The organism is Sphingomonas sp. TZW2008 (assembly GCF_002117915.1).
GTDB lineage: Bacteria > Pseudomonadota > Alphaproteobacteria > Sphingomonadales > Sphingomonadaceae > Sphingomonas.
Genome location: NZ_BDJB01000003.1, coordinates 439,120 through 461,502 on the forward strand (window position 1 = coordinate 439,120; position 22,383 = coordinate 461,502).

Sequence of the window (22,383 nt, forward strand, 5' to 3'; positions counted from 1 at the left end):
TAGGGTGCCGCCCCGCCCCGCGCAACGCTTGCTACAGCGCGGCGAGCAGCGCCAGCGCGGGCTTGCGATCGAGGAAAGCGGGGTCGGCGAGTGCGCGCGATATCGCCTGCCGCGCCTCCGCCCCCCGGCCGAGCTCAGCCAGCGCCTGCGCGAGGTGCCAGCGGATGCCGGCGTGCTGCGGCGCGAGCGTCGCGGCCTTGGCGAGCAGCGGCAGCGCGGCGCGCGCATCGCCCTCTTCGTACAACGCCCAGCCATAGGCGTCGCACGCCGCCGGGTTCATCGGCACCAGCCGATGCGCCGCCCGCGCGTAGACCAGCCCGGTATCGGCGTCGCCCGCCCCGACATAGGCGTAGCCGAGTTGCGCCAGCACGACCGCGTCGCGCGTGCCGATATCGGCACGCAGTCCCTCGAGCGTGTCGATCGCAGCGGCCCAGTCACGCACACCGAGTTGCAGATTGGCGAGTGCCCGCCGCGCGACGATGCTCTGCGGGTTCTGCGAGAGATACAATGCTAGCGCCTCTGCGCCGAGCCGCCGCTGCCCGGCCCGGTCCGCCGCGTCGGCGAGCCGCAGCAGCGTCGGCGCGTCGAAACGCAGGTCCGCCGCGCGGCGATAGGCGGCGAGCGCGGGCGCGAACTGCCCCTGCGTCGCATAGACGTCACCGGCGAGCAGCTGCGCGTCGGGCACGCCGGGCGAGACGTCGGCGATCCCCTGCGCCTCGCGCAGCGCGGCCGCGCCGTCGCCGGCATCGAGGAGACCGCGGATAAAGGCGACGGCCGCGCCGGGATCGCCCGGCGCCGCGGCGACGGCGTTGGCGAGTACTGCGACGCCATTGTCGCTGCCGAACGATGTCGGCCCGGCGAGCGCCGGCCGGGCGGCACGATCGAGGAAGCGCGCCGCCCAGTCGCGCGCGCCCTTCGCCTCGAACGCGCGCGCGACGAGACCGAGCGTGTAGCTGTCCGCGTCGCGGCGGGTGGCGACCGGTTCGAGCACGTCGAGCGTGCCCTGCGCATCGCCCGAACGAAGCAGCGCGGCGCCGAGCAGCCGCCGCGCGACGAGGTTCATCGGCTGCCGCGCGACGACCTCGCGGAAGCTCGCCACCGCCTGTTCGTAGCCGCCGTCGGCATAGGCGAGCAGGCCGGTGAGCAGGACGGCGCCTGTGTTCCCGCTGGCGCCGTTCATCCGGCCGAGCATCGCGCGCGCGAGATCGCGCTTGCCGGCGCGCGCCGCCATCACTGCTTGGAGATACAGCGCCTGCGGATCGCCGGGTCGCGCGGCGAGCGCGCGCCGTGTCGCGCCGAGCATGTCGGCGTAGCGCCCAGCGTCCCCCGCGGTCGCGGCATATTCGATCAGTGCGGGCTGATAGTAAGCATCGCGCGCCAGCGCCCGCTCGAACCACGGCAGCGCGGCGACGAGGCCGAAGCGGCTGCGCACCACCTGCCCGACGAGCACGGTCGCCGCGAGGTTCGCCGGATCAAGCGCGAGCGCGCGCTGCGCCGCCTCGCCGCCGCTGCGCACGTCGCCAGCGTCAAAGCGGATGCGGCCGAGATCGGCGAACGCCTCGGCGTCGCGCGGGTTAACGGCGACGATTGCTTGCAGCGCCTGTGTCGCGCCCGGCACGTCGCCCTTCGCGGCAAGTGCGCGCGCGGCCACGCGCCGGGCGTAGATGGCGTAGCGCGGCGCGGTGCGCGCGGCCTCAGCGATCGCACGATCGGGGTCGTCCTGCGCCAGCCACGCGTCGGCGAACAATTGGTGCAGCCGCGCCCGGGAGACGCCGCCCGCGACCGCTCGGTTGAGCGCGCCTTCCGCCGCGACGCCTTCGCCGAGAAGAAGATAGATGCGGCCGAGCACGGCGCTGGCGATCGCGCCGTCGGGCCCCTTGCTGGCGACCAGCGCGTGATTGCGTGCCGCGCTATAGTTGCCGCGGTCGAGTGCGGCGAGGCTGGCCGAGAGCGCGCCGCGCGGATCGGGCGCGGCGGCGCGGCGTGCGAGCAGCACGATCCCGCCGAGGAGCAGGCCGGCGAGCGCGAGCCCGGCGACGAGACGCAACACGCTCGCGGAGAGCCACGCCGGGCGCGCGAGGCGGCGCGACGCACGGCGCCGGCCGCGCAACATCGGGTAGCGGCGCGGTTCCTCAAGCATGAAGGTCGTAGCTCTTGAGCAGATCGTACAGCGTCGGGCGGCTGACACCGAGCAGCCGCGCGGTCTGCGAGATGTTGCCGTCCGCGCGCGACAGCGCGTGGCGGATCGCCTCGCGATCGGCTCGCTCGCGGATCGCGCGCAGGTTGATCGGCGTGTCGGCGACATCGTCGAGGTCAAGATCGGCCGCGGTCACGAGCTTGCCGTCGGCCATGATCACCGCGCGCTTCACGCGGTTCTCGAGCTCGCGCACATTGCCGGGCCAGCGGTGCGAATCGATCGCCGCGCGCGCATCGGGCGCTACGCCCGTCACCGCGGGGTTCATCGCCTTGGCGTAGCGCCGCACGAAATGCTTCGCGAGCAGCGCTGCATCGCCGGGCCGCTCGGCCAGCGTCGGGATGCGCACGACGATCTCGGCTAGGCGGTAATAGAGATCCTCGCGGAAGCTGCCGTCGGCGACCATCGCGTCGATATCGCGGTGCGTGGCGCACACGATGCGCGTGTCGACGGCGATCGGCTTGCGCCCGCCGATCCGCTCGATCACGCGTTCCTGCAGGAAGCGGAGCAGCTTTACCTGGAGCGGCAGCGACACGTCGCCGATCTCGTCGAGGAACAGCGTGCCGCCCGCCGCCTGCTCGATCTTGCCCTCGACGGTCTTCACCGCGCCGGTAAACGCGCCCTTCTCGTGCCCGAACAGTTCGCTCTCGAGCAGCGTCTCGGGGATCGCGGCGCAGTTGATCGCGACGAACGTGCCGCCCGCGCGGCGCGACGCATCGTGCAGCCCGCGCGCGAGCAGTTCCTTGCCCGTGCCGCTCGCGCCGAGCAGCATCACCGACACGTCGGCGGGCGCGACGCGCTCGATCGTACGCATCACCTTGGCCATTTCGGGCGCGGCCGTGACGAGGCCGCCGAGCGCGGGCGCGGCGCTGCTCGCCGCCAGCCGCCGGTTCTCCTGCTCGAGATCGCGGACGTGAAAGGCACGCGCGACGATCAGTCCCAGTGCGTCGATATCGATCGGCTTCTGGTAGAAATCCCACGCGCCGTCGGCGATCGCGCGCAAGGCGCTCTCGCGCGCGCCGTGTCCCGAGGCGACGATCACCTTGGTATCGGGCTTCAAGGCGAGGATTTCCGCGAGCACCGCGAACCCCTCGCTGGTGCCGTCGGGATCGGGCGGGAGGCCAAGGTCCAGCGTCACCACCCCCGGCTCCTCCGCGCGCAAGGCCTCGATCGCGCTGGTGCGATCGCCCGCGACGATCACGTCATAGCCCTCGTACGCCCAGCGCAGTTGGCGCTGCAGTCCCAGATCGTCCTCGACGATCAACAGCTTGCGCGAACCCGTCATGCCGCCATTCCCATCACTGCATCGCTCGGCGGCGCGAGCGGCAGGGTGATGCAGAAGCGCGTCCCCTCCCCCTCGCGGCTCGCCACGCCGATCGTCCCCCCCATCGCCTCCGCCAGCTGCCGCGCCTCGAAGGCGCCCAATCCGAACCCGCCGGGCTTGGCGGAGACGAACGGGCGGAACAGCTCATCGCGCACGAAGGCCGGCGTCATGCCGCAGCCGCGATCGACGACGGTGATCGATGCTGCCCCATTTGCCGCCGCGACCGCGAGCGTGACAGGTGCGTCGGGCGCGCTCGCCTCGATCGCGTTCTGCACGAGGTGTGTGACCAACGTCTCGAGCGCGACGGGATCGGCGATCGCCGCCACGCCGGCGTCGCCGCTCACCAGCACCGGATGCTGCGCGCGGCGGCCGTCTGCGATGCGCTGCGCGATCCCCAGCAGCGGCACCGCGCGCACCGGCTCACCGCGGCTGCCGTGATGCTGCGACAGCTTGGCGAGCAGCGCGTTCATCCGCTGCGACGAATCGGTGAGCGTCGCGACCATATCGGCACGGAACGCGGGGTTGTCGGCGTGCCGCTCGGCATTGCGCGCGACCAGGGTGAGTTGGCTGACGAGGTTCTTCAGGTCGTGCATGATGAAAGCGAAGCGGCGATTGAATTCGTCGAACCGCTGCGCGTCGGCGAGCGCGGCATGCGCGCGCGCCTCGGCGAGGTAGCTCGCCGCCTGCCGCCCGGCGACGCCGAACAGGTCGAAGTCCTCCCAATCGAGCGCACGGTCGAGCATCGGTCGGTGCAGCACCACAGCGCCGGCGAGGCGGTCGAAATGCAGCAGCGGCACCACCGCCCATGCCGTGCTGCTGTCACGCAGCCAGTCGCCTACCGCCGCCACGTCGGCGGGATCCGCGGTGCCGGCGCGCACCGCGTCGATCTCGATGATCCGTGCGGTGCCGGCAAGGTGCGCGAACAGCGCAGTGTCCGGCTCGGGTGGCAGCGGGGCGTCGGGCCACGCCCAATCGGCACCCGCGCCAAGCGCCGCGCCGTCGGGCACCAGCAGCGCGCCGCCGGGCGAGCCCGTGAGGTCGGCGATCGCCTTAATCACGCGGCGGTCGAGCGAGGCGAGTTCGACGCCGGGCGATCCCAGCGTCTCGGTAAAGCGAAGCCACTCGCTGCGATAATCGTAGCGGTGGCTGAAGAGATGTTTCGCCACCTGCACCTTGGCCCAGGCGCGCACCCACGGCGTTGAGACGATCGTCATTAGCGCCGCCGCGGTGCCGAGCACAAAGGCGGTCTGCGCGATGCGCGCGTGATCCCCGCCGAATGCTGCGATCACCCCCATCACCAACCCGGTGACGACGACGTAAAGACCCGCCGTCACGATTGACAGCGATTGCAGCGCCACGGTGCGCGACACCTGCAACGTCCACTCGCCGTCGCGCTGCACGGCTAGGCCGAACAGCGGCGCCAATGCCACCATCACCGCGCCGCGCGCGTCGATCAGCCCAGCGGGCCACCTGTCGGTTAGCCAGGCGCCGGCGTAGACCGCGAGATCGACGCCCCACATCAGCATCAGCGCGATGCCGACGATCCGCATGCCGCCGCGCGCACGCCACAGCGCCCCGGCGCGCAGCTGATGGACCAGCACAAGCGCCGCGGCCGCGACGAGCATCCGGAGCGCGACGCGGGTATAGCTGAGCGCCGACAGCGCCGCGCGATCGCTGACGGTGGCCGATACGAGCGCGAGCATCGCGCAGCCGATCGCGACGAGTGCGACCGCACCGTAGACGCCACTCACCCAGCGCAACGGCGCGTGGGCGCCGTCACGCCGCGCGAGCGCGTACATGAAGGCGAGCCAGGCGAGATTGCGCACCGATTCGGCGACGCGGGTCGCGACGTCGCGGCTGTCGATCCCAGCGACGGCGAGCGCCCACAGAGCGGTGGCGATCAGCGCGGCGATGAAGGTTGCGCGCGGCAGCCCCCCGCCCCCTGCGCGGATCTGCGCCAGCGCGAGCATGCCGAACAGCAGCGCCGCGAGCGCGTGCGTCCATAGGGTCAGCGGTGCAGTGGTCACGCTAGCGTGCGCCCGCCGGCCATAGCACGACGCGCAGCGTCTGCAGCAGGATCAACAGATCGAGGAACGGCGAGTAATTCTTGGCGTAGTAGAGATCGTATTCAAGCTTGTGCCGCGCATCCTCGATCGACGCGCCATAAGGATAGTTGATCTGCGCCCAGCCGGTGATCCCCGGCTTCACCATGTGGCGCTCTGCGTAAAAGGGTAGCTGGTCCTCGAGTTCCTTGACGAACTGCGGCCGCTCGGGACGCGGGCCGACGAAGCTCATCTCGCCCTTCAGCACACTCCAGCATTGCGGCAGCTCGTCGATCCGCACCTTGCGGATGAAGCGGCCGATGCGGGTGACGCGCGGATCGTCCTGCGCCGCCCAGACGGGGCGGCCGGCAACCTCGGCATCCTGCCGCATCGAGCGCAGCTTGAGGATATCGAAGCCCTCATTGTAGAGCCCGACGCGGCGCTGGCGATAGAAGGCAGGGCCGCGGCTTTCCAGCTTGATCGCGATCGCCGTTACCACGATCACGGGCAGCGCGAGCGCGAGCAGCAGCGCGCTCGCCACCACGTCGAACGCGCGCTTCGCCATGCCGGAAAGGACGCGGCCCGACGCGAACCCATCGGAGAAAATCAGCCACGACGGATTGACGCTGGCGAGGTCGATCCGCCCCGTCTCGCGCTCGAGGAAGGTCGATATCTCGTTGACGTGCACGCCTGTCGTCTTGACCCGCAGCAGGTCCTTGAGCGGCAGCGCGTTGCGGCGTTCCTCAATCGCTAGGACGACCTCGGTCGCGCCGCGCTCGACGACGAAGGCGGCAAGATTGGGGATGTCGGCACGCGGCACCGCGTCCGCAATCGCGAGTGTCGGCTCGCCCATCGCGACATAGGCGGCGACGACGAAACTCGATCCCGTCATCGGCTCCAGCGCCTTCAGCCGTGCCGCACGATTGCCAGCGCCCAGCACGACGATGCGCCGCTTGAAGCGCTCACCGCCCAGCATCCGGCCGAACAGGATGCGCGCCGCGGCGAGCCCGCCGATCGCGAACAGCATCGCGTAGAACAGGCTCGATCGCCACAGCGTGACCGTCGGCAGGAAGAAGTAGAGCAGGCTGAGGAAGATGATGCCGAGCGATACCGCGACGATCAGCCGCATCACCGCCTGTCGCGTCGAAACAAGCACGTCGGCGTGATAGGCGCCCACCGCCACCATCGCGACGAACAGCGGGGCGGCGAAACCGAGCAGCTGCGGCGTGCGCGTCCAGACCGGCTCGGGGACCATGTCGATCTGCCAGGCGCGCAGCAGCCAGCCGAGCTCCGCCGCCAGCAGCAGCAGCAGGACGTCGATCAGCCCGAGCAGCGCCACCGCATTGGGGACGTAGTGTTTGAAAATCCTGATCATCCGCGCAACGCCCGTCCGTCCGTTCGCCCGATCTGTAAGACAATCCGACAGGCACGGTGTCGCAGCAAATGGCAAAGAAAGGCTGAACGTGGCCGCGGGCGGATCGAAATCCGTTGCCGTGTGTTAGGCGCTCGGGGAGCATCTAAATTGATTCGCTTAAGCTACGCCGGTTCGCGCCCGACCGGCGGCCTATAATCGTGGGGATTGTATTGATGTCGCTGATCGTTCCCGTCATCCTTTCCGGCGGGTCGGGAACCCGGCTGTGGCCGATGTCGACGCCCGAGCGGCCCAAGCAGATGCTGGCGCTGACCGCGGAGCAGACGATGCTCCAGCTAACCGCCGCGCGCGCCGTTGGCGAACGGTTTGACGCGCCGATCGTCGTCGCCAATGCGCGCCACACCGAACTGATCGAGGATCAGCTGGCGGCGATCGGCGTGCGGCCGCAGGCGCTGATCCTCGAGCCCGTCGGCCGCAACACCGCGCCGGCAATCGCGCTCGCGGCGCTGGCGGCGCCCGATCCATCGGCGCCGCTCCTCGTCATGCCGTCCGATCACGTCATCGGCGATGTCGCCGCCTTCCAGCAGGCGATCGAGGCGGCGCTGCCGCTGGTCGAGGACGGCTGGCTCGTCACCTTCGGGATCACGCCCGACGCGCCCGAGACAGGCTACGGCTATATCAAGGTCGGCGCGCCGATCGCGTCCGGCGTCCACCGCGTCGACCGCTTCGTCGAGAAGCCGCCGCGCGACGTTGCCGAGGCGATGCTGGCGAGCGGCGACCACGCGTGGAACGGCGGCATCTTCCTATTTCGCGCCGACGCTTTCCTGGACGCGCTGGCGCAGCACGAGCCGACGATGCTCGACGCGGTACGCCGCTCGCTGGCGCAGGGCGATCGCTCGGGTTCGCGGCTGCATCCCGCCGCCGCCGCCTTCGCCGAGGCACCGAGCGAATCGATCGATTATGCCGTGATGGAAAAGGCCGATCGCGTCGCGGTGGTGCCGGTGGCGATGGGCTGGAACGACGTCGGCAGCTGGGACGCGCTGCACGCGATCAGCCAGGCGGACGATGCGGGCAACGCGTTTGGAGGCGAGGTGATCGCGGTCGATACCGCCAACTGCCTCGCGCGCAGCGACGGGGCGCGGATCGCGATGGTCGGCGTCAGCGACCTTATCGTCGTCGCCTCGGGCAACGACATCCTGATCCTGCCGCGCGGGCGCAGCCAGGAGGTGAAGAAGCTCCTAGAGGCGATGAAGGGCTGATCGGGGCGATCGTGACCGGTATCGGGCTGTGACATTCCCGCCACGGCACGATGCGGCGCGGTGACGGCTATTCACAGGGTGTTCAATCGCTTGGGGCTATGCGAGCGGGCATGAGGATGTGGTTTGCCCTGCCCCTGTTGCTCGCCGTGTCGCCGGCCGCTGCCCAGCCGGGCGACGGGCAGCGCGACGGCGTGGCGGCGTGGCGGGCGCTGCGCGAGGGACGCATCCTGTCGATCCGCGAGATCGAGAAGCGCGTCGTGCCGACGATGAAGGACGCGCAGTATATCGGCTTCGACTTCGAGATGCCGAGCGCGGTCTACACGCTGAAGTTCCTGCGCGACGGCACCGTCATCTGGGTCGACGTCGACGGCCGCTCGGGCCAGGTGATCGGCCGTACCGGCAAATGAACGAGACTGTCGCGGCGCGGCGGGGGATGCTAGTCCGCGCCATCGAACAAGGGAGTGAGCATGCGCGTCCTGATTGTCGAGGATGAGCCCAATCTGGGCCAGCAGTTGAAGAACACGCTCGAGGGCGCGGGCTATGCGATCGACCTCGCCACCGATGGCGAGGAAGGCCATTTCCTCGGATCGACCGAGAATTACGATGCGATCGTACTCGACCTTGGGTTGCCCGAGATCGACGGGCTGACCGTGCTCGATCGCTGGCGCAAGGAAGGCAAGGTGACGCCGGTGCTCGTGCTGACGGCGCGCGACAGCTGGTCCGACAAGGTCGCCGGGCTCGATGCGGGCGCCGACGATTACGTCGCCAAGCCGTTCCAGACCGAAGAACTGATCGCGCGCCTGCGTGCGCTGATCCGGCGCGCATCGGGCAACGCTTCGTCGGAACTTACCGCCGGCGATATCCGCCTCGATACGCGCTCGGGCAAGGTCACGCGCGCGGGCGAGCCGGTGAAGCTCACCGCGCAGGAATACAAGCTGCTATCATACCTGCTGCACCACAAGGGCAAGGTGGTCAGCCGCACCGAGCTGATCGAGCATATCTACGATCAGGACTTCGATCGCGATTCGAATACGATCGAAGTGTTCGTCACGCGCATCCGCAAGAAGCTGGGACAGGACGTAATCACCACGATCCGCGGGCTGGGTTACAGCCTGGAAGAACCCGCGTAGAGATCCTCGGCTCGCGGTTCTTCCCACAGGCCGATGCGCTCATACCCCGCCCCGCGCCATTTATCGTCGATGCTGGGTGCGGCCTGCGCCAGCGACGGCGGTGCGGCGTAGGCAGGGATGATGCCGGCGACGGTCCAGGAGGCGAGCAGGAAGCCGCCGAGGAGGCTGACGAACAGACCACCGAGAAACAGGATGGCGAACAACGGAAAGGTACGCGACACGACTGGTCTCCCTTCGGTTGCGTCAAACAACAGTAAATCATGATGGTTCCGAAGGACGACGAGAGCGCTGCGCGCGCGCCGATCACGCATTCAGGCTCGCTGACGCGGCGGATGATCGTGATTGCGGCGCTGTGGATTTCGCTGCTGCTGGCCGGCGGCGGCTTCGCGCTCGACCGGGTACTTACCTCAGCGGTGACGCAGAACTTCGACGACCAGCTCGAATACGTGCTACGCTCTTTGCTCGTCTCGGCGGAGATCGGGCCGGAGGGCGAGGTGGTGTTCAACCGCGAGCCAGCCGATCAGCGTTTCCTCGAGCCCTATTCAGGGCTCTACTGGCAGGTCTCCGCCAAGGGGCGCGAGGCGTTTCCCTCGCGCTCGTTGTGGGATCGCCAGCTCGCCTATGGTGTCGTCCACGACGATCGCGCGGTGCACACCTACGACAGCCGCCAGTTCGGCGCGGAGAAGCTGCGCATCGTCGAGCGCGACGTGAAGCTGCCGGGCTCCACGGTTCGCTGGCGGTTCCAGGTCGCCCAGAGCCGTGACGGGCTCGACGCGCAGATCGGCGCGCTGCGGCGGACGCTGGTGCGCAGCTTCCTGCTGCTCGGGCTCGGGCTGATGGTGCTCGCCGCGTTGCAGACCTTCTACGGCCTGCTGCCGCTGCGCCGCCTCAGGCTCGAGATCGCGCGGATGCGCGGCGGGCGGATCAATCGCGTCGCCGGCCCGCTGCCGCTTGAGGTCGCACCGATGGTGGAGGAGCTCAACGCGCTCGTGGCGCATAACGAGACGCAGGCGGAGGAGGCGCGCCGCCACGCGGGCAATCTCGCGCATGCGCTTAAGACGCCGCTGACCGTCATCATGAACGCAGCGACCGCGCAGTCGGACGATCTCGCGGATACCGTGGTGCGCGAGGCGCGGACGATGCGCCGCCAGGTCGATCACCACCTCGCCCGTGCCCGCGCGGTTGGGCGCCGCGGCTCGGCGCACAGCCGGGCGGAGGTATGGCCAAGCGTCGAGTCGGTCGAGCGCGCCGTACAGCGGCTCTACCCGCACGTGCGCATCGACATGGATGGGCCGAAGGACCTCGTCGCGCATATCGAGCGGCAGGATCTCGACGAGATCATGGGCAATCTGGTCGAGAATGCCGCGAAATACGGCGGTGGCAGCGTGTTCGTCACCGTCGGCGCGCAGGCCGGCTTCGTCGAGATCATGGTCGAGGACGACGGCATGGGCATCCCGGAGGAGGACCGCATCCGCATCTTCGATCGCGGCGTACGGCTCGATACCGGCAAGCCCGGCACCGGCCTCGGCCTCGCGATCGTGCGCGACGTGGCGGAAATCTACGAGGGCACCGTCAGCCTCGAGGAAAGCGACGACCTGGGCGGGCTGCTCGTCCGGCTGCGACTGCCGATGGCGGGCTGACGCGGCAGGTTTTGAAGCGCGCTCAGGCGAATTCGGGAACGCGCATCGCCTCGGCCGCAATCGCGATCGAGTGTTTGCGCGCATCATGGTCGTAGATGCTGCTTGTCAGCATCACTTCGTCGACCCCGGTGCGCTTGACGAACGCCGCGATCCCCGCCGCGATCTCGTCGCGCGTGCCGACCGCGCTGCACGACAGCACGTGATCAAGAATCGCCGAATGCGCGCGCGGCAGGCTCTCGCGATAGCCCTCGACCGGCGGCTTCATCTTGCCGGGGTTGCCGGTGCGCAGCGCGACGAACGCCTGCTGCTGCGAGCTGGCGAGATATTCCGCCTCGGCGTGCGTGTCGGCGGCGAAGACGTTGAACCCTGCCATCGCATAGGGTTTCTCGAGCTGCGCCGACGGGCGGAAATCGCGGCGGTAGATCGCCATCGCCTGATCGAGCGCGTCGGGCGCAAAGTGCGACGCAAAGGCATAAGGAAGGCCGAGAATCGCTGCGAGCTGCGCACCGTAAGTCGACGAGCCAAGGATCCATAGTTGCGGCGCCGCCCCCGCCCCGGGGGTCGCCTGGATGCCGGTACGGCCGTCGTCGGCGAAATAGCTTTGCAGCTCGACCACATCGTTGGGGAAGGCGTTGGGATCGGTATCGAGATTGCGCCGCATCGCGTGCGCGACGCGCTGGTCGCTGCCCGGCGCACGCCCCAGACCTAGGTCGATCCGGCCAGGAAACAGCGCGTCGAGCGTGCCGAATTGCTCGGCGATCTGCAGCGGCGCATGGTTAGGCAGCATGATCCCGCCCGCGCCGACCCGGATCGTCTTCGTCGCCTGCGCGACATGCGCGATCACCACCGAGGTCGCCGCCGACGCAATGCCCGCCATGCCGTGATGCTCCGCCACCCAGTAGCGGTTGAACCCCACCGCCTCCGCATGCCGCGCGAGATCGGCGGCGTTGGCGAGTGCGTCGGCGACCGTGCGGCCTTCGACGACGGGGACGAGATCGAGCAGCGAATATTGGGTCATGGATTGAATGTGGGCCGAAGGGTTGCTGATCGCAACCATCCCCCGCTTCGCCCCGCCAAAGCTTCGCTATGCGGCTTCGGGTTGGCGCCAGACACCGCGGCTGAGGGCGGCATGCGCGCAAAGCAGCCGGGGTTGCCCGCGCGGGCGCGCGTCGCGTAGAGCCCGCAGCCGATGCCACCGGCCCTCGATCACGTCAGCGCCTGGATCTTCGATCTGGACAATACGCTCTACCCGTCGAGCGCCGATCTGTTCGCGCGCATCGACGCCAAGATGACCGACTATATCGCGCGCCTGCTCGATCTCGACCGGGTCGAGGCGCGGCGGATCCAGAAGGCGTACTTCCTCGGCCACGGCACGACGCTCGCTGGGCTGATGGCGGAGCACGACGTCGATCCGCACGATTTCCTCGCCTACGTCCACGACATCGAGATGGACGTGCTCGAACGCAACGTGCCGCTCGTCGCCGCCGTCGCCAAGCTACCCGGCCGCAAGGTCGTCTTCACCAACGGCGATGCGCCCTATGCGCGGCGCGTGCTCGATCGCCTCGGCCTCGGCGAGAGTTTCGAGGCGGTGCACGACATCCACGCGATGGATCTCGCGCCCAAGCCCGCGCCGTCGGCCTATGCCGGGCTGTGCAAGGCGCTGGCGATCGATCCGGCGTGCGCGCTGTTCGCCGACGACATGGCGCGCAACCTAGCGCCCGCCAAGGCGATCGGCATGACGACGGTGTGGGTCGACAACGGATCGGAGCAGGCCGCCGACGCCGATCGCAGCTTCATCGATTACACGACGCCCGATCTGACGGCGTGGCTTCAGGGGATATTGGAACCGGCATGAGCGAACTCGAAACCACCATCGACGCCGCCTGGGAAAACCGCGCCGAGATCGGCCTTTCCACCAGCGGCGAGGTGCGCATCGCGGTCGACCGCGCGCTGGCGCTGCTCGACAGCGGCGCCGCGCGCGTCGCCGAGCCAGACGCCAGCGGCGGCTGGCGCGTCAACCAGTGGCTCAAGAAGGCGGTGTTGCTGTCGTTCCGGCTCAACGACAATGCGCTGATCGACAACGGGCCGGGCGCGGGACACTGGTTCGACAAGGTGCCATCGAAATTCTCCGGCTGGAGCGAGACCGAGTTCCGCGCCGCCGGCTTCCGCGCGGTGCCCGGCAGCGTGGTGCGGCGCGGCGCCTTTGTCGGCAAGGGTGCGATCCTGATGCCGAGTTTCGTCAACATCGGCGCCCATGTCGGCGAAGGAACGATGGTCGATACCTGGGCGACGGTGGGCAGCTGCGCGCAGATCGGCAAGAACGTCCATCTATCGGGCGGCGCGGGCATCGGCGGCGTGCTCGAGCCGCTGCAGGCCGATCCCGTCATTATCGGCGACGGCGCGTTCATCGGCGCGCGCTCCGAAGTCGCCGAAGGCGTGCGCGTCGGCGAGGGCGCGGTGCTCTCGATGGGCGTATATCTCGGCGCCTCGACCAAGATCATCGATCGCGCGACCGGCGAGACCTTTATCGGCGAAGTGCCACCCTATGCCGTGGTGGTGCCCGGCACGACGGGCGGTAACCTCGGCCTCTATTGCGCGGTGATCGTCAAACGCGTCGACGAGCGGACGCGGTCGAAGACGAGCATCAACGAGCTGCTGCGGGACTGACGCCGGACGCTGCCTCTCCGCTGCGATCGACGAGCGCAGTAGTTTCGCACTCTGAACGGGTCGTTGTTTCAGGTTCATGCAACCCGAGCCACAAGCGCACGTTACGATCGCGTCACTGCTTTTTTCGACCCGATCCGAAAGGAAGAGTATCATGCGTAAGATGTTGCTGGCGCTCGGCGCCTCCGCGATGGTTCTGCCAACGCTCGTCGCCACCACGACCGAGGCGGACGCGCAGCGCCGTTACAAGTATCGCGAATGGCGCGGCAACGACGGCCGCCTGCGCTGCCGCAAACCGAACGGCACGACCGGCCTCGTCGTCGGCGGTGTCGCCGGCGCGCTGCTCGGCCGCACGATCGACACGCGCGGCGACCGGACGCTCGGCACGCTGGGCGGTGCTGCCGTAGGCGCGCTTGCCGGTCGCGAGGTGGAGCGCGGGACGAGCAGCCGTCGCTGCCGCTAAGCGATCTTCTTCTGTGAAGCCTTTCGGGGGCGCGATCGTTACGGTCGCGCCCCTTTTGGTTTGCAGGAGACGTTTCGATGCCCGTTCACAGTGGTTCCGCCCGGTACGAAGGCCTCGGCAAGGACGGCAAGGGTTGGGTATCAACCCAGTCGGGCGCGCTCGCCGATCAGTCCTACGGCTTCGCCACGCGCTTTGAAGACACGCCGGGGACGAACCCCGAGGAGCTGATCGCCGCCGCGCACGCGAGCTGCTTCACCATGGCGCTGAGCTTCGCACTCGCGCGCGCCGGACATACGAAGGGCACGCTCGAGACGCACGCCAAGGTCAGCCTGGAAAAGGATGGCGACGGCTTCACCATCACCAAGTCCGAACTCGATCTGCGTGCCAGCGTGCCGGGCATCGCTGCCGCCGACTTCGATCACATCGCAGCGGAAGCAAAGGCAAATTGCCCGGTGTCAAAGGTACTTAAGGCGGAGATCACGCTTAAGCATTCGCTCGCCGAGTAACTGACGCGCGCATGAACGCGACGTAGTTTCTGGTTCACGCAACTACGTCGCGCCTTCACTGTTCTACCCGCATCGCCATCAAGGAGTAACGTGATGCGTATCGTTCTTGCCGCGGCGCTCGCCGCGACCACCGTCGCCGCGATGCCTGCGACCGCCCAGTCGGGTGCGGCGCGCGAATATCGTCAGGACGTCCGCCAGGCGGAGCGCGACTATCGCCGCGATCTGCGCAATGCCGATTCGCCGCGCGACGTGCGCCGTGCCAATCGTGAATATCGCCGTGATGTGCGCGACGCCCGTCAGGATTATCGTCGCGACTATCGCCAGTGGCGCCAGTTCGACTACAATCGTCTGCCGCCGGGTCAGCGCTATTATTACGCCGACAGTTTCTATCGTGACGGCCGCTACTACCAGCCGCGCCGCCTGTCGCGTGCCGACCGCGTCTATCGCGGCAACAACGGCCGCTACTATTGCCGCCGCGGTGACGGCACGACGGGCTGATCATCGGCGGTCTGGGTGGTGGCGTGCTCGGCAGCCTGATCGCGAACGGCCGTTCGAACACGCTCGGCGCGCTGCTCGGCGCAGGCGCAGGCGCGGCGCTCGGCGCGTCGATCGATCGCGGCAACGTGGTCTGCCGCTGAAGGTAAATCGTTTCAGCCGGAAGTAACGGCGCGTACCCCGGGGCTCGGCGAGTGATCGCCGGGCCCTTCCCTTTTCCGGCCCGCGGGATCGATGCAGTCCGGCGCGATTATTCGGAACTCCGCCAATCGTCGCCGCCGTCCGCGCCGCCTGCTAACACCTGCTCCATGACCGGTAGCCAACCCTCACCCCGCGTGCTTGGCGCAATCCTCGCGGGCGGCCGATCGTCGCGCTTCGGGTCGGACAAGGCGGACGCGCTGCTCGGCGGCACGACGCTGCTCGACCATGTCGCTGCCGCGCTCGCGCCGCAGGTCGATGCGCTCGCCGTTGTCGGGCGTGTCCACCCCGCATTGACGAGCATTGCCGACGTGCCCGCCCCCGGCCTCGGTCCGCTTGGCGCGCTCGCGGGCGCGCTGCGCTACGCTGTGGACTACGGTTTTAGCGCGGTGCTCAGCGTGCCGTGCGACGCGCCGCTGCTGCCCGCCGACCTGCGCCACATCCTCGGCGAGGACGGCCCGGCCTATCTGCGCGACCTGCCCGTGATCGGCTGGTGGCCGGCAAGGCTGGCGGCGCCGCTCGCGCAGTGGCTGGCCGACGACCGTCCACGCGCGGTACGGCGCTGGGCCGCGGCGATCGAGGCGCGCGCGGTCGACGTCGATCGACTGCCGCCCAACGTCAACACGCCCGCCGATCTCGCCGCGCTAGGCGGCTGATCGCAGCTACCCGATCCAGCGCCAGATGCCTGCGCGCCAGCCGGCGAGCGGGATGTGCGCCCAGGTGGCGACCAGCCAGACGAGCAGCCCGCCGGCGAGCGCGTGCATTCCGATCGTTCCGACCCGCGCACGCCCGGCGGCGATCGCGGCGAACGGCCAGTAGCTCGTCCGTGCCTGCCACGCGGGCCAGAAATCGGGTTGCAGCCGCGCCTTCTTGCGATCCTGCAGGTGCGCGCCGACGAGCGCGAGGACGATGACGGCGAGCGAGAGAACGATGTTCGACGGATCGGGATAGACGAGGATGTGGACTACGCCCCACAAGGCAAAGCCCCACATCATCGGGTGGCGCGTGATCGCGAACACGCCGCGCGCTTGCGGTACGGTGACGGTCCGGGCCTCGGGCAGCGCAGGGTTGCGCACCAGCGATCCCATGAACAGGATCGCTCCCGCCGCCATCACTACGGTGCCGATCGCCCACAATGCGTCGCCGACGGGCCACAGCGGCGCGGCCGGCGGCGCGGCGCGATACGCCAGCGCGAGCCAGATCAGCGTGGCGAACGCGACGAGGCTGTAGATTCCCAGGAACCCGCGCTCCCCCGCCGCCCGCACGATTGGCGCGCGTAGCGGATGCGACAGGAGAAAGTGCGTCCCGACGAACGCGATCGCTGCCAGCACCAGGTTACCCATTGCCGCCTCCTAAGTAAGCGGCGTCAACATGGCGCAAGCCGCGCTATCCTGCAAACGGCAATTGATAGCCCGTCATGCGCTGGCGGATCAGCTTCTTGTCGATCTTGCCCGTCGCGCCGAGCGGAATTTCGTCGACGAAGACGACGTCGTCGGGCATCCACCATTTGGCGATCTTGCCATCGAGGAAGCCGGTCAGGTCTTCCTTCGCCGCCGCTTCGCCGGGCTTGAGCTGGCACAGCAGGATCGGCCGCTCGTCCCATTTGGGGTGCGCGACACCGATGACGGCAGCAAGCGCCACCGCCGGGTGGCCGGCGGCGATATTCTCGATTTCGATCGAGCTGATCCACTCGCCGCCCGACTTCACCACGTCCTTCGCGCGATCGGTGATCGTCATGTAACCGCGCTGGTCGATCGTCGCGACGTCGCCGGTATCGAAATAGCCGTCCGCGTCGAGGATCTCGCCGCCTTCCCCGCCGAAATAGGATTCGACGATCGTTGGCCCCTTGATCTTCAGCCGGCCGAACGTCTCGCCGTCGTGCGGCAGCGGCGTGCCCGCGTCGTCGGTCAGCTTGAACTTGAGCCCGCACATCAGCCGGCCCTGCTTGATCTTGTGCGCGACCTGCGCGTCCGCGTCCATTGCCGCGACCTCGGCGCTGGGCGAGGAGAGCGTCGCCAACGGCGACGTCTCGGTCATCCCCCAGCCCTGCACCACCTCGACGCCGAATTCGTCGTGGAAGGCGCGCACCAGCATCTCGGGCACCGCCGAACCGCCGATCGTCACGCGCTGCAGCGTCTCGAGCTTGCGGCCAGAGCTGCGCAGATATTGCAGCAGACCCTGCCACACCGTCGGCACCGCGGCGGAATAGGTGACGCCCTCCTGCTCGATCAGGTCGCAGATCGATTGGCCGTCCATCTGCGGCCCCGGCAGCACCAGCTTCGCGCCGACCGCGGGCGCGGAATAGACGACGCCCCACGCGTTGGCGTGGTACATCGGGACCACCAGCAGCACCGTGTCGCGCGCCGACAGCGCGAGCGCGTCGGCCTGCAGCGTCAGCATCGTATGGAGGTAGTTCGAGCGGTGCGAGTAGAGCACGCCCTTGGGATTGCCCGTCGTGCCGCTGGTGTAGCACAGCCCGCAGGCGAGATTCTCGTCGAACCCGCCCCAGGCATATTCCGCCGGCTCGCCCGCGATCCAATCGTCGAACGCGGTCGCGGCATAGTCGGTCCGCGGCATTGCGGCCGCGTCGCACAGGAATATCACGCGCTCGATCCCTGGCGCCTGCGGCAGCAGCTGCGCGATCGTTTCGGCGCAATTGGGATCGGCGAGCAGGATGCGATCGCCCGCGTGATTGGCGATATAGGCGATCTGTTCGAGGAACAGCCGCGGATTGAGCGTGTGGAGCACCGCGCCCATGTTCGTCGCGCCGTACCAGGCGGCGAGGTGGCGATGCGTGTTCCATCCCATCGTCGCGACGCGATCGCCCTGCCCGATGCCGGCACGCGCGAGCGCCGACGAGACGCGCTTTGCCATCGCATGCACCGCCGCGTAATCGCTGCGCGTCACGATGCCCGCAGCGTCGCGCGACACGATCTCGCGCGTGCCCGACCATGTCGCGGCGTGATCGAGGAACGTGTCGACCGTCAATTGCCCCGACTGCATCAGGCCCAGCATCGATCTTCTCTCCATCGTCGTCGTGCCGGGTGCATCCCGGCACTCCTTGTTGTCATGTTCCAAGCCGAAACTGTGCGGCACGCGTCATGCCCGCACAACCCCGGCTGGACCGTGCCGGATCAGGCCGCCTGCGCCGCCTTCCAGTCACGCTTCACCTTCTTCGCGAGGCTCCATTTGTGCACCTCGGTCGGGCCGTCGTAGATGCGGAAGGCGCGGATCTCGCGGAACACCTGCTCGACGATCGTGTCGCCGCTGACGCCCGTCGCACCCATCACCTGGACGCAGCGATCGGCGATGCGCATCAGCGCCTCCGACACCGCAACCTTCGCCATCGAGCTTTCCACCGTGCCGAGCACGCCAGTGTCGAGCACGTCGGCGCACCAATCGATCATCAATTCGGCCTGCTTCAGATCGATGAGGTTTTCGGCGAGCATGAAGCCGACGCCCTCGTGATCGACCAGCGGCTTGCCGAAGGCGTGGCGACGGTTGGCGTAATCGGTGGCGATCTCGTGCGCGCGGGCGCACGCGCCATGCCAGCGCATGCAGTGCGTGAGACGCGCAGGCGCGAGGCGGACCTGCGCGAGCTTGAACCCGTCACCCGGATCGCCGAGCATCTGGTCCGCCGGCACGCGCAGATTGTCGATCGTGACCACCGAATGGCCGCCGGGCATCGAGCTGTCGATCGTGTCGAGAACGCGTTCGATGCGGATCGCGGGATCGGGCAGGTCGACGAGGAACATCGACGCGCCTTCGTCGGCCTTGGCCATGACGATGCCGACTTTCGCGCCGTCCGCGCCGGTGATGAACGTCTTGCGGCCGTCGATGACCCAGTGATTGCCGTCGCGCACCGCCGTGGTGCGCATCATCGACGGGTCGGATCCAGCGCCACCACCGCCCTCTCCGTCCATCGCCGGCTCGGTCATGAAGAAGGCGCTGCGGGCGTCGCCGCTGACGAGCGGCTTGAGGAAGCGTTCCTTAAGCTCGGGGCTCGCCTTCTTGCCGAGCAGGTACATGTTGCCCTCGTCGGGCGCCATCACGTTGACCGCCAGCGGCCCGAGCGGCGACAGGCCCGACGCGCGCAGCACGTCGGCGGTTTCGCGATGCGTCAGATGGTCACCGTCGGGCAGGATGTGCGGCGTCAGCACGCCGGCCGCGCGCGCCAGCCCGCGCATCTCCTGCACCAGCGCGTCCGACGGCCCGTGATCGCCGCAGCGCGGATCGCGTTCGTACGGCACGATCTGTTCGCGCACGAATGCCTCGACCTTGGCGGCGATCTCCTGGCCTCTCGTCATCGTCATTCCCGCATCATTGTTGCCCGAGCCCCAGGCTCTTGTCGTGTTTCGTTTCGTGTCGCCAGCGTTATCGGCGCGGCGTCGTCGCTCAGTCGATCAGCGCGAGCAGGCGCCGCGCGCTCTTGAGGTGCGGCGCGTCGATCATCCTGCCGTCGAGCTGCAGCGCCCCCGCGCCGGGGTTCGCATCGAATGCGGCGACGACGGCGCGGGCGTGCGCGATCTCGGCGTCGCTCGGGGTAAAGGCCTCGTTGATCACCGCCACCTGCGTCGGGTGGATCGCCATCATCCCGGTGAACCCGTCGCGCCGGCCGCGCGCGGCGTAGCCGGCGAGGCCCTCTAGGTTGCGGAAATCAGGGAACACCGTCTCGATCGCGGGCACGGCGGCGGCGTGTGCGCCGAACAGCGTGAGCGCACGGACGACGCGATAGGGATCGGTGTAGCTGCCATCGTCCTCGCGCGCGGTCATCGCGCCGATTGCGGCGGGCAGATCCTCCGCCCCCCAGGTGACGCCCGCGAGGCGCCCTGCCACCTCGGCGAAGGTGCCGAGGCGGAAGACCGCGGCGGGCGTCTCGCTCGCGACAGGCAGCACCAGGTAATCGCCTGGCAGCCGATCGATCAGCATCGCGACCGATTCGGCGCCTTCGGCCTTGGGCAGCACGATGCCGTCGAGCGCCAGCCCCGCCAGCGCGTCGAGATCGGCCGCCGCCTCGTCGCTGTCGATCGGGTTGATCCGCACGAAGACCGCCGGGCCGTCTTCCTCGCGCGGCGCGGCGATCCAGTCGCGCACCGCGGCGCGCGCTTCGGGCTTGCGATCGGGCACCACCGAATCCTCGAGGTCGAGGATCAGCGCGTCGGCGCCGGTGGCGACCGCCTTGGGGAAACGCTCGGGCCGGTCGCCGGGCACGAACAGCAGCGAGCGGAGCCTCACTTGCCCATCTCCGCCAGCTTGCGTTCCCAGGCCAGTGCGTCGCGCACGATGCCATCGAGATCGGCGCGCTTCGGCCGCCAGTCGAGCGCGGCGAGGATCGCGCTGTTGTCCGCCACCAGTTCCGCCGGATCGCCCGCGCGCCGCCCCTCGATGCGGCGCTCGATCGTCATGTTGGTGACGCGGTCGACCGCGTCGAGCACTTCGAGCACCGAGAAGCCGCGGCCGTAGCCGCAGTTGAAGGTGAAGCTTTCGGTGGGTGCGGCGATCAGCTGCGACAAAGCCGCGACATGCGCGTCGGCTAGGTCGGACACGTGGATATAGTCGCGCACCCCGGTGCCGTCGCGCGTCGGGAAATCGGTGCCGAACACGCCGACCGCGGCACGCTTGCCCGTCGCCGCCTCGACCGCGATCTTGATGAGGTGCGTCGCGCCCACCGTCGATTGCCCGCTGCGTGTCTGCGGATCGGCGCCGGCGACGTTGAAGTAGCGCAGCGCGCCGTAATTGATCGGATGCGCCGCGGCGACGTCGCGCAGCATCGCCTCGGTCATCAACTTCGACATGCCATAAGGGTTAATCGGCCCCTGGGGATCGCCCTCCGTGATCGGCACCTTGGTGGGGTTGCCGTAGGTCGCGGCGGTCGAGGAGAAGATGAAGTGGGGGACGCCCTCCGCCACTGCGCTTTCGATCAGGCTGCGCGTCGCGGCGGTGTTGTTGCGGTAATATTTGAGCGGGTTCTCGACCGATTCGGGCACCACCACCGAACCGGCGAAATGCATGATCGCGCGGACGTTGTGAGCGCGAATCACCTCGCGCACGCCTGGATCCTCGACCGCGATCTCGACAAAGGCGGCGCGGCGGTCGATCGCCCAGTCGAACCCAGTGACGAGATTGTCGATCACCACCACGTCGTGGCCGGCATCGAGCAGCGCGAGCACCGCGTGGCTGCCGATATAGCCGGCCCCGCCCGTCACCATCACCTTGCCGCTCAAAGTTTTGCTGCCGAGCGTCATGCCATTCTCCCTCTTTGCGCGTCGCCTAGCGGCTTCCTACATTGGCGGCAAAGGAGACTGCATCCATGACCGAATATGCAACGCTGGCCGGCGGCTGCTTCTGGTGTACCGAGGCCGTGTTCAAGGACGTGATCGGTGTCGAAAGCGTCGAGAGCGGCTATATTGGCGGCACCGTCGATAATCCGACGTACAAGCAGGTGTGCAACGGCGATACCGGCCATGCCGAGGCGATCCGCGTCGGTTTCGATCCTGAGAAAGTGAGCTACGGCGACCTGCTCGACATCTTCTTCGCGACGCATGATCCGACGCAGCTCAATCGCCAGGGCAACGACGTCGGCACGCAATATCGTTCGGCGATCTTCCCGATGACGGTGATGCAGGAAGAGCAGGCCAATCAGGCGATCAAGCGCGCGCAGGAAGACCAGTCGAAGCCGATCGTCACGACGATCGAGCAGGCCGACAACTGGTTCCCGGCGGAGGATTATCACCAGGACTATTGGGATACCGAGGGCAAGCGGAACCCCTATTGCATGGCGGTGATCCCGCCCAAGCTGCAGAAGCTGCGCAAGAGCTTCGCCGCGCGCTCCAAGGCGGCGACGGTCGCGGCCTGACGCGATGGTGTTCGATCTCCGCTCGGCGCTGCTGCGCCGGGCGGAGGTCGAGACCGCGCGACTGGTGGATTTCGCGTTCCGCGGTCGAACGCGCACGACGCGGCTGCTGGCGGAGCGCATCGGTCGCGATCCAGCTGAGACGGTCTCGCGGAACGCACGCGCCGACGTTGCTGCTATTCTTGCCGATCCGGCGCGTGAAATCGGCGGCTCATCTGCCGCTTGTGCCGGTTGAGCCGCGGC

22 protein-coding genes and 1 pseudogene are annotated in these 22,383 nt (G+C 68.6%); 12 read left to right on the forward strand and 11 right to left on the reverse strand.

Translation table 11 applies throughout. The features are described 5' to 3' along the window. Positions 1-31 precede the first annotated feature (31 nt). From B7L05_RS03770 to B7L05_RS03785, 4 genes are read right to left on the reverse strand one after another with little or no spacing between them, the layout of a single operon-like run. Positions 32-2,140, reverse strand: coding sequence for a tetratricopeptide repeat protein (locus tag B7L05_RS03770; protein ID WP_256926590.1), 2,109 nt, complete (start codon positions 2,138-2,140; stop codon positions 32-34). Continuing rightward, positions 2,133-3,479, reverse strand: coding sequence for a PEP-CTERM-box response regulator transcription factor (gene prsR / locus B7L05_RS03775; protein ID WP_085808861.1), 1,347 nt, complete (start codon positions 3,477-3,479; stop codon positions 2,133-2,135). Before prsR ends, B7L05_RS03770 begins: the two co-directional genes overlap by 8 nt. Continuing rightward, on the reverse strand, positions 3,476-5,545 hold the full coding sequence (gene prsK, locus B7L05_RS03780) for an XrtA/PEP-CTERM system histidine kinase PrsK (RefSeq protein ID WP_085808862.1): 2,070 nt from the start codon (positions 5,543-5,545) through the stop codon (positions 3,476-3,478). The genes prsR and prsK overlap by 4 nt, the downstream gene beginning before the upstream one ends. Position 5,546: 1 nt before the next feature. Next, positions 5,547-6,935 carry a TIGR03013 family XrtA/PEP-CTERM system glycosyltransferase gene (locus tag B7L05_RS03785; RefSeq protein WP_085808863.1) on the reverse strand — a complete coding sequence of 463 codons (1,389 nt, stop codon included), beginning with the start codon at positions 6,933-6,935 and terminating at the stop codon, positions 5,547-5,549. A 212-nt stretch (positions 6,936-7,147) separates the two neighbouring features. Here B7L05_RS03785 and B7L05_RS03790 point away from each other — a divergent pair, with 212 nt between their 5' ends. The 3 genes from B7L05_RS03790 (at position 7,148) to B7L05_RS03800 (ending at position 9,321) form a co-directional block, all read left to right on the forward strand. Next, positions 7,148-8,191: a mannose-1-phosphate guanylyltransferase/mannose-6-phosphate isomerase gene (locus B7L05_RS03790; RefSeq protein WP_085808864.1), complete on the forward strand. Its 1,044-nt coding sequence runs from the start codon at positions 7,148-7,150 to the stop codon at positions 8,189-8,191. Positions 8,192-8,301: 110 nt separating this feature from the next. Next, positions 8,302-8,598, forward strand: a complete 297-nt coding sequence (locus B7L05_RS03795) for a hypothetical protein (RefSeq protein ID WP_085808865.1) — start codon at positions 8,302-8,304, stop codon at positions 8,596-8,598. A 60-nt stretch (positions 8,599-8,658) separates the two neighbouring features. Further along, positions 8,659-9,321 (forward strand): response regulator transcription factor, encoded by a 663-nt coding sequence (locus B7L05_RS03800; RefSeq protein WP_085808866.1) that lies wholly within the window; start codon positions 8,659-8,661, stop codon positions 9,319-9,321. Here B7L05_RS03800 and B7L05_RS03805 read toward each other — a convergent pair. Further along, positions 9,297-9,542, reverse strand: coding sequence for a hypothetical protein (locus B7L05_RS03805; RefSeq protein ID WP_085808867.1), 246 nt, complete (start codon positions 9,540-9,542; stop codon positions 9,297-9,299). The two genes, B7L05_RS03800 and B7L05_RS03805, sit on opposite strands and share 25 nt — an antisense overlap. 39 nt (positions 9,543-9,581) lie before the next feature. Between B7L05_RS03805 and B7L05_RS03810 the strand changes: the two genes are divergently transcribed. Then, complete coding sequence (locus tag B7L05_RS03810) at positions 9,582-10,961, forward strand: ATP-binding protein (RefSeq protein WP_256926591.1); 1,380 nt, start codon at positions 9,582-9,584, stop codon at positions 10,959-10,961. 22 nt (positions 10,962-10,983) lie between these two features. Here the strand turns inward: B7L05_RS03810 and B7L05_RS03815 are convergent, their stop codons facing one another. Beyond that, positions 10,984-11,979: an LLM class flavin-dependent oxidoreductase gene (locus tag B7L05_RS03815; protein ID WP_085808868.1), complete on the reverse strand. Its 996-nt coding sequence runs from the start codon at positions 11,977-11,979 to the stop codon at positions 10,984-10,986. Positions 11,980-12,150: 171 nt separating this feature from the next. Between B7L05_RS03815 and B7L05_RS03820 the strand changes: the two genes are divergently transcribed. From B7L05_RS03820 to B7L05_RS03845, 6 genes and pseudogenes are all read left to right on the forward strand, one after another. Beyond that, positions 12,151-12,816, forward strand: coding sequence for a pyrimidine 5'-nucleotidase (locus B7L05_RS03820; RefSeq protein WP_085808869.1), 666 nt, complete (start codon positions 12,151-12,153; stop codon positions 12,814-12,816). Then, positions 12,813-13,628 (forward strand): 2,3,4,5-tetrahydropyridine-2,6-dicarboxylate N-succinyltransferase, encoded by an 816-nt coding sequence (gene dapD / locus B7L05_RS03825; RefSeq protein WP_085808870.1) that lies wholly within the window; start codon positions 12,813-12,815, stop codon positions 13,626-13,628. The genes B7L05_RS03820 and dapD overlap by 4 nt, the downstream gene beginning before the upstream one ends. Before the next feature lie 151 nt (positions 13,629-13,779). Continuing rightward, positions 13,780-14,088: a glycine zipper 2TM domain-containing protein gene (locus B7L05_RS03830; protein ID WP_144037112.1), complete on the forward strand. Its 309-nt coding sequence runs from the start codon at positions 13,780-13,782 to the stop codon at positions 14,086-14,088. 77 nt (positions 14,089-14,165) lie between these two features. Then, positions 14,166-14,594 (forward strand): OsmC family protein, encoded by a 429-nt coding sequence (locus B7L05_RS03835; RefSeq protein WP_085808871.1) that lies wholly within the window; start codon positions 14,166-14,168, stop codon positions 14,592-14,594. 93 nt (positions 14,595-14,687) lie between these two features. Continuing rightward, positions 14,688-15,232 (forward strand): annotated as a pseudogene (locus B7L05_RS03840) (glycine zipper 2TM domain-containing protein). A gap of 165 nt (positions 15,233-15,397) precedes the next feature. Continuing rightward, positions 15,398-15,943, forward strand: a complete 546-nt coding sequence (locus B7L05_RS03845) for a molybdenum cofactor guanylyltransferase (RefSeq protein WP_085809090.1) — start codon at positions 15,398-15,400, stop codon at positions 15,941-15,943. A gap of 6 nt (positions 15,944-15,949) precedes the next feature. On the opposite strand, the gene B7L05_RS03850 is transcribed toward B7L05_RS03845, so the two are convergent. From B7L05_RS03850 to galE, 5 genes are all read right to left on the reverse strand, one after another. Next, positions 15,950-16,630: an NnrU family protein gene (locus tag B7L05_RS03850; RefSeq protein WP_085808872.1), complete on the reverse strand. Its 681-nt coding sequence runs from the start codon at positions 16,628-16,630 to the stop codon at positions 15,950-15,952. Between the two features lie 43 nt (positions 16,631-16,673). Continuing rightward, positions 16,674-18,302 (reverse strand): long-chain-fatty-acid--CoA ligase, encoded by a 1,629-nt coding sequence (locus B7L05_RS03855; RefSeq protein WP_085808873.1) that lies wholly within the window; start codon positions 18,300-18,302, stop codon positions 16,674-16,676. Positions 18,303-18,421: 119 nt separating this feature from the next. Next, a complete protein-coding gene (locus tag B7L05_RS03860) occupies positions 18,422-19,594 on the reverse strand; it encodes an acyl-CoA dehydrogenase family protein (protein ID WP_218775986.1) in 1,173 nt (390 codons plus the stop codon). Positions 19,595-19,682: 88 nt separating this feature from the next. After that, positions 19,683-20,522 carry a CoA ester lyase gene (locus B7L05_RS03865; protein ID WP_085808875.1) on the reverse strand — a complete coding sequence of 280 codons (840 nt, stop codon included), beginning with the start codon at positions 20,520-20,522 and terminating at the stop codon, positions 19,683-19,685. Next, positions 20,519-21,532, reverse strand: coding sequence for a UDP-glucose 4-epimerase GalE (galE, locus tag B7L05_RS03870; RefSeq protein WP_085808876.1), 1,014 nt, complete (start codon positions 21,530-21,532; stop codon positions 20,519-20,521). The genes B7L05_RS03865 and galE overlap by 4 nt, the downstream gene beginning before the upstream one ends. Before the next feature lie 65 nt (positions 21,533-21,597). Between galE and msrA the strand changes: the two genes are divergently transcribed. Both msrA and B7L05_RS03880 read left to right on the forward strand, forming a co-directional pair. Beyond that, positions 21,598-22,143 carry a peptide-methionine (S)-S-oxide reductase MsrA gene (gene msrA, locus B7L05_RS03875; RefSeq protein ID WP_085808877.1) on the forward strand — a complete coding sequence of 182 codons (546 nt, stop codon included), beginning with the start codon at positions 21,598-21,600 and terminating at the stop codon, positions 22,141-22,143. Positions 22,144-22,147: 4 nt separating this feature from the next. Next, positions 22,148-22,375, forward strand: coding sequence for a hypothetical protein (locus B7L05_RS03880; RefSeq protein WP_085808878.1), 228 nt, complete (start codon positions 22,148-22,150; stop codon positions 22,373-22,375). The last annotated feature ends 8 nt before the right edge of the window (positions 22,376-22,383 follow it).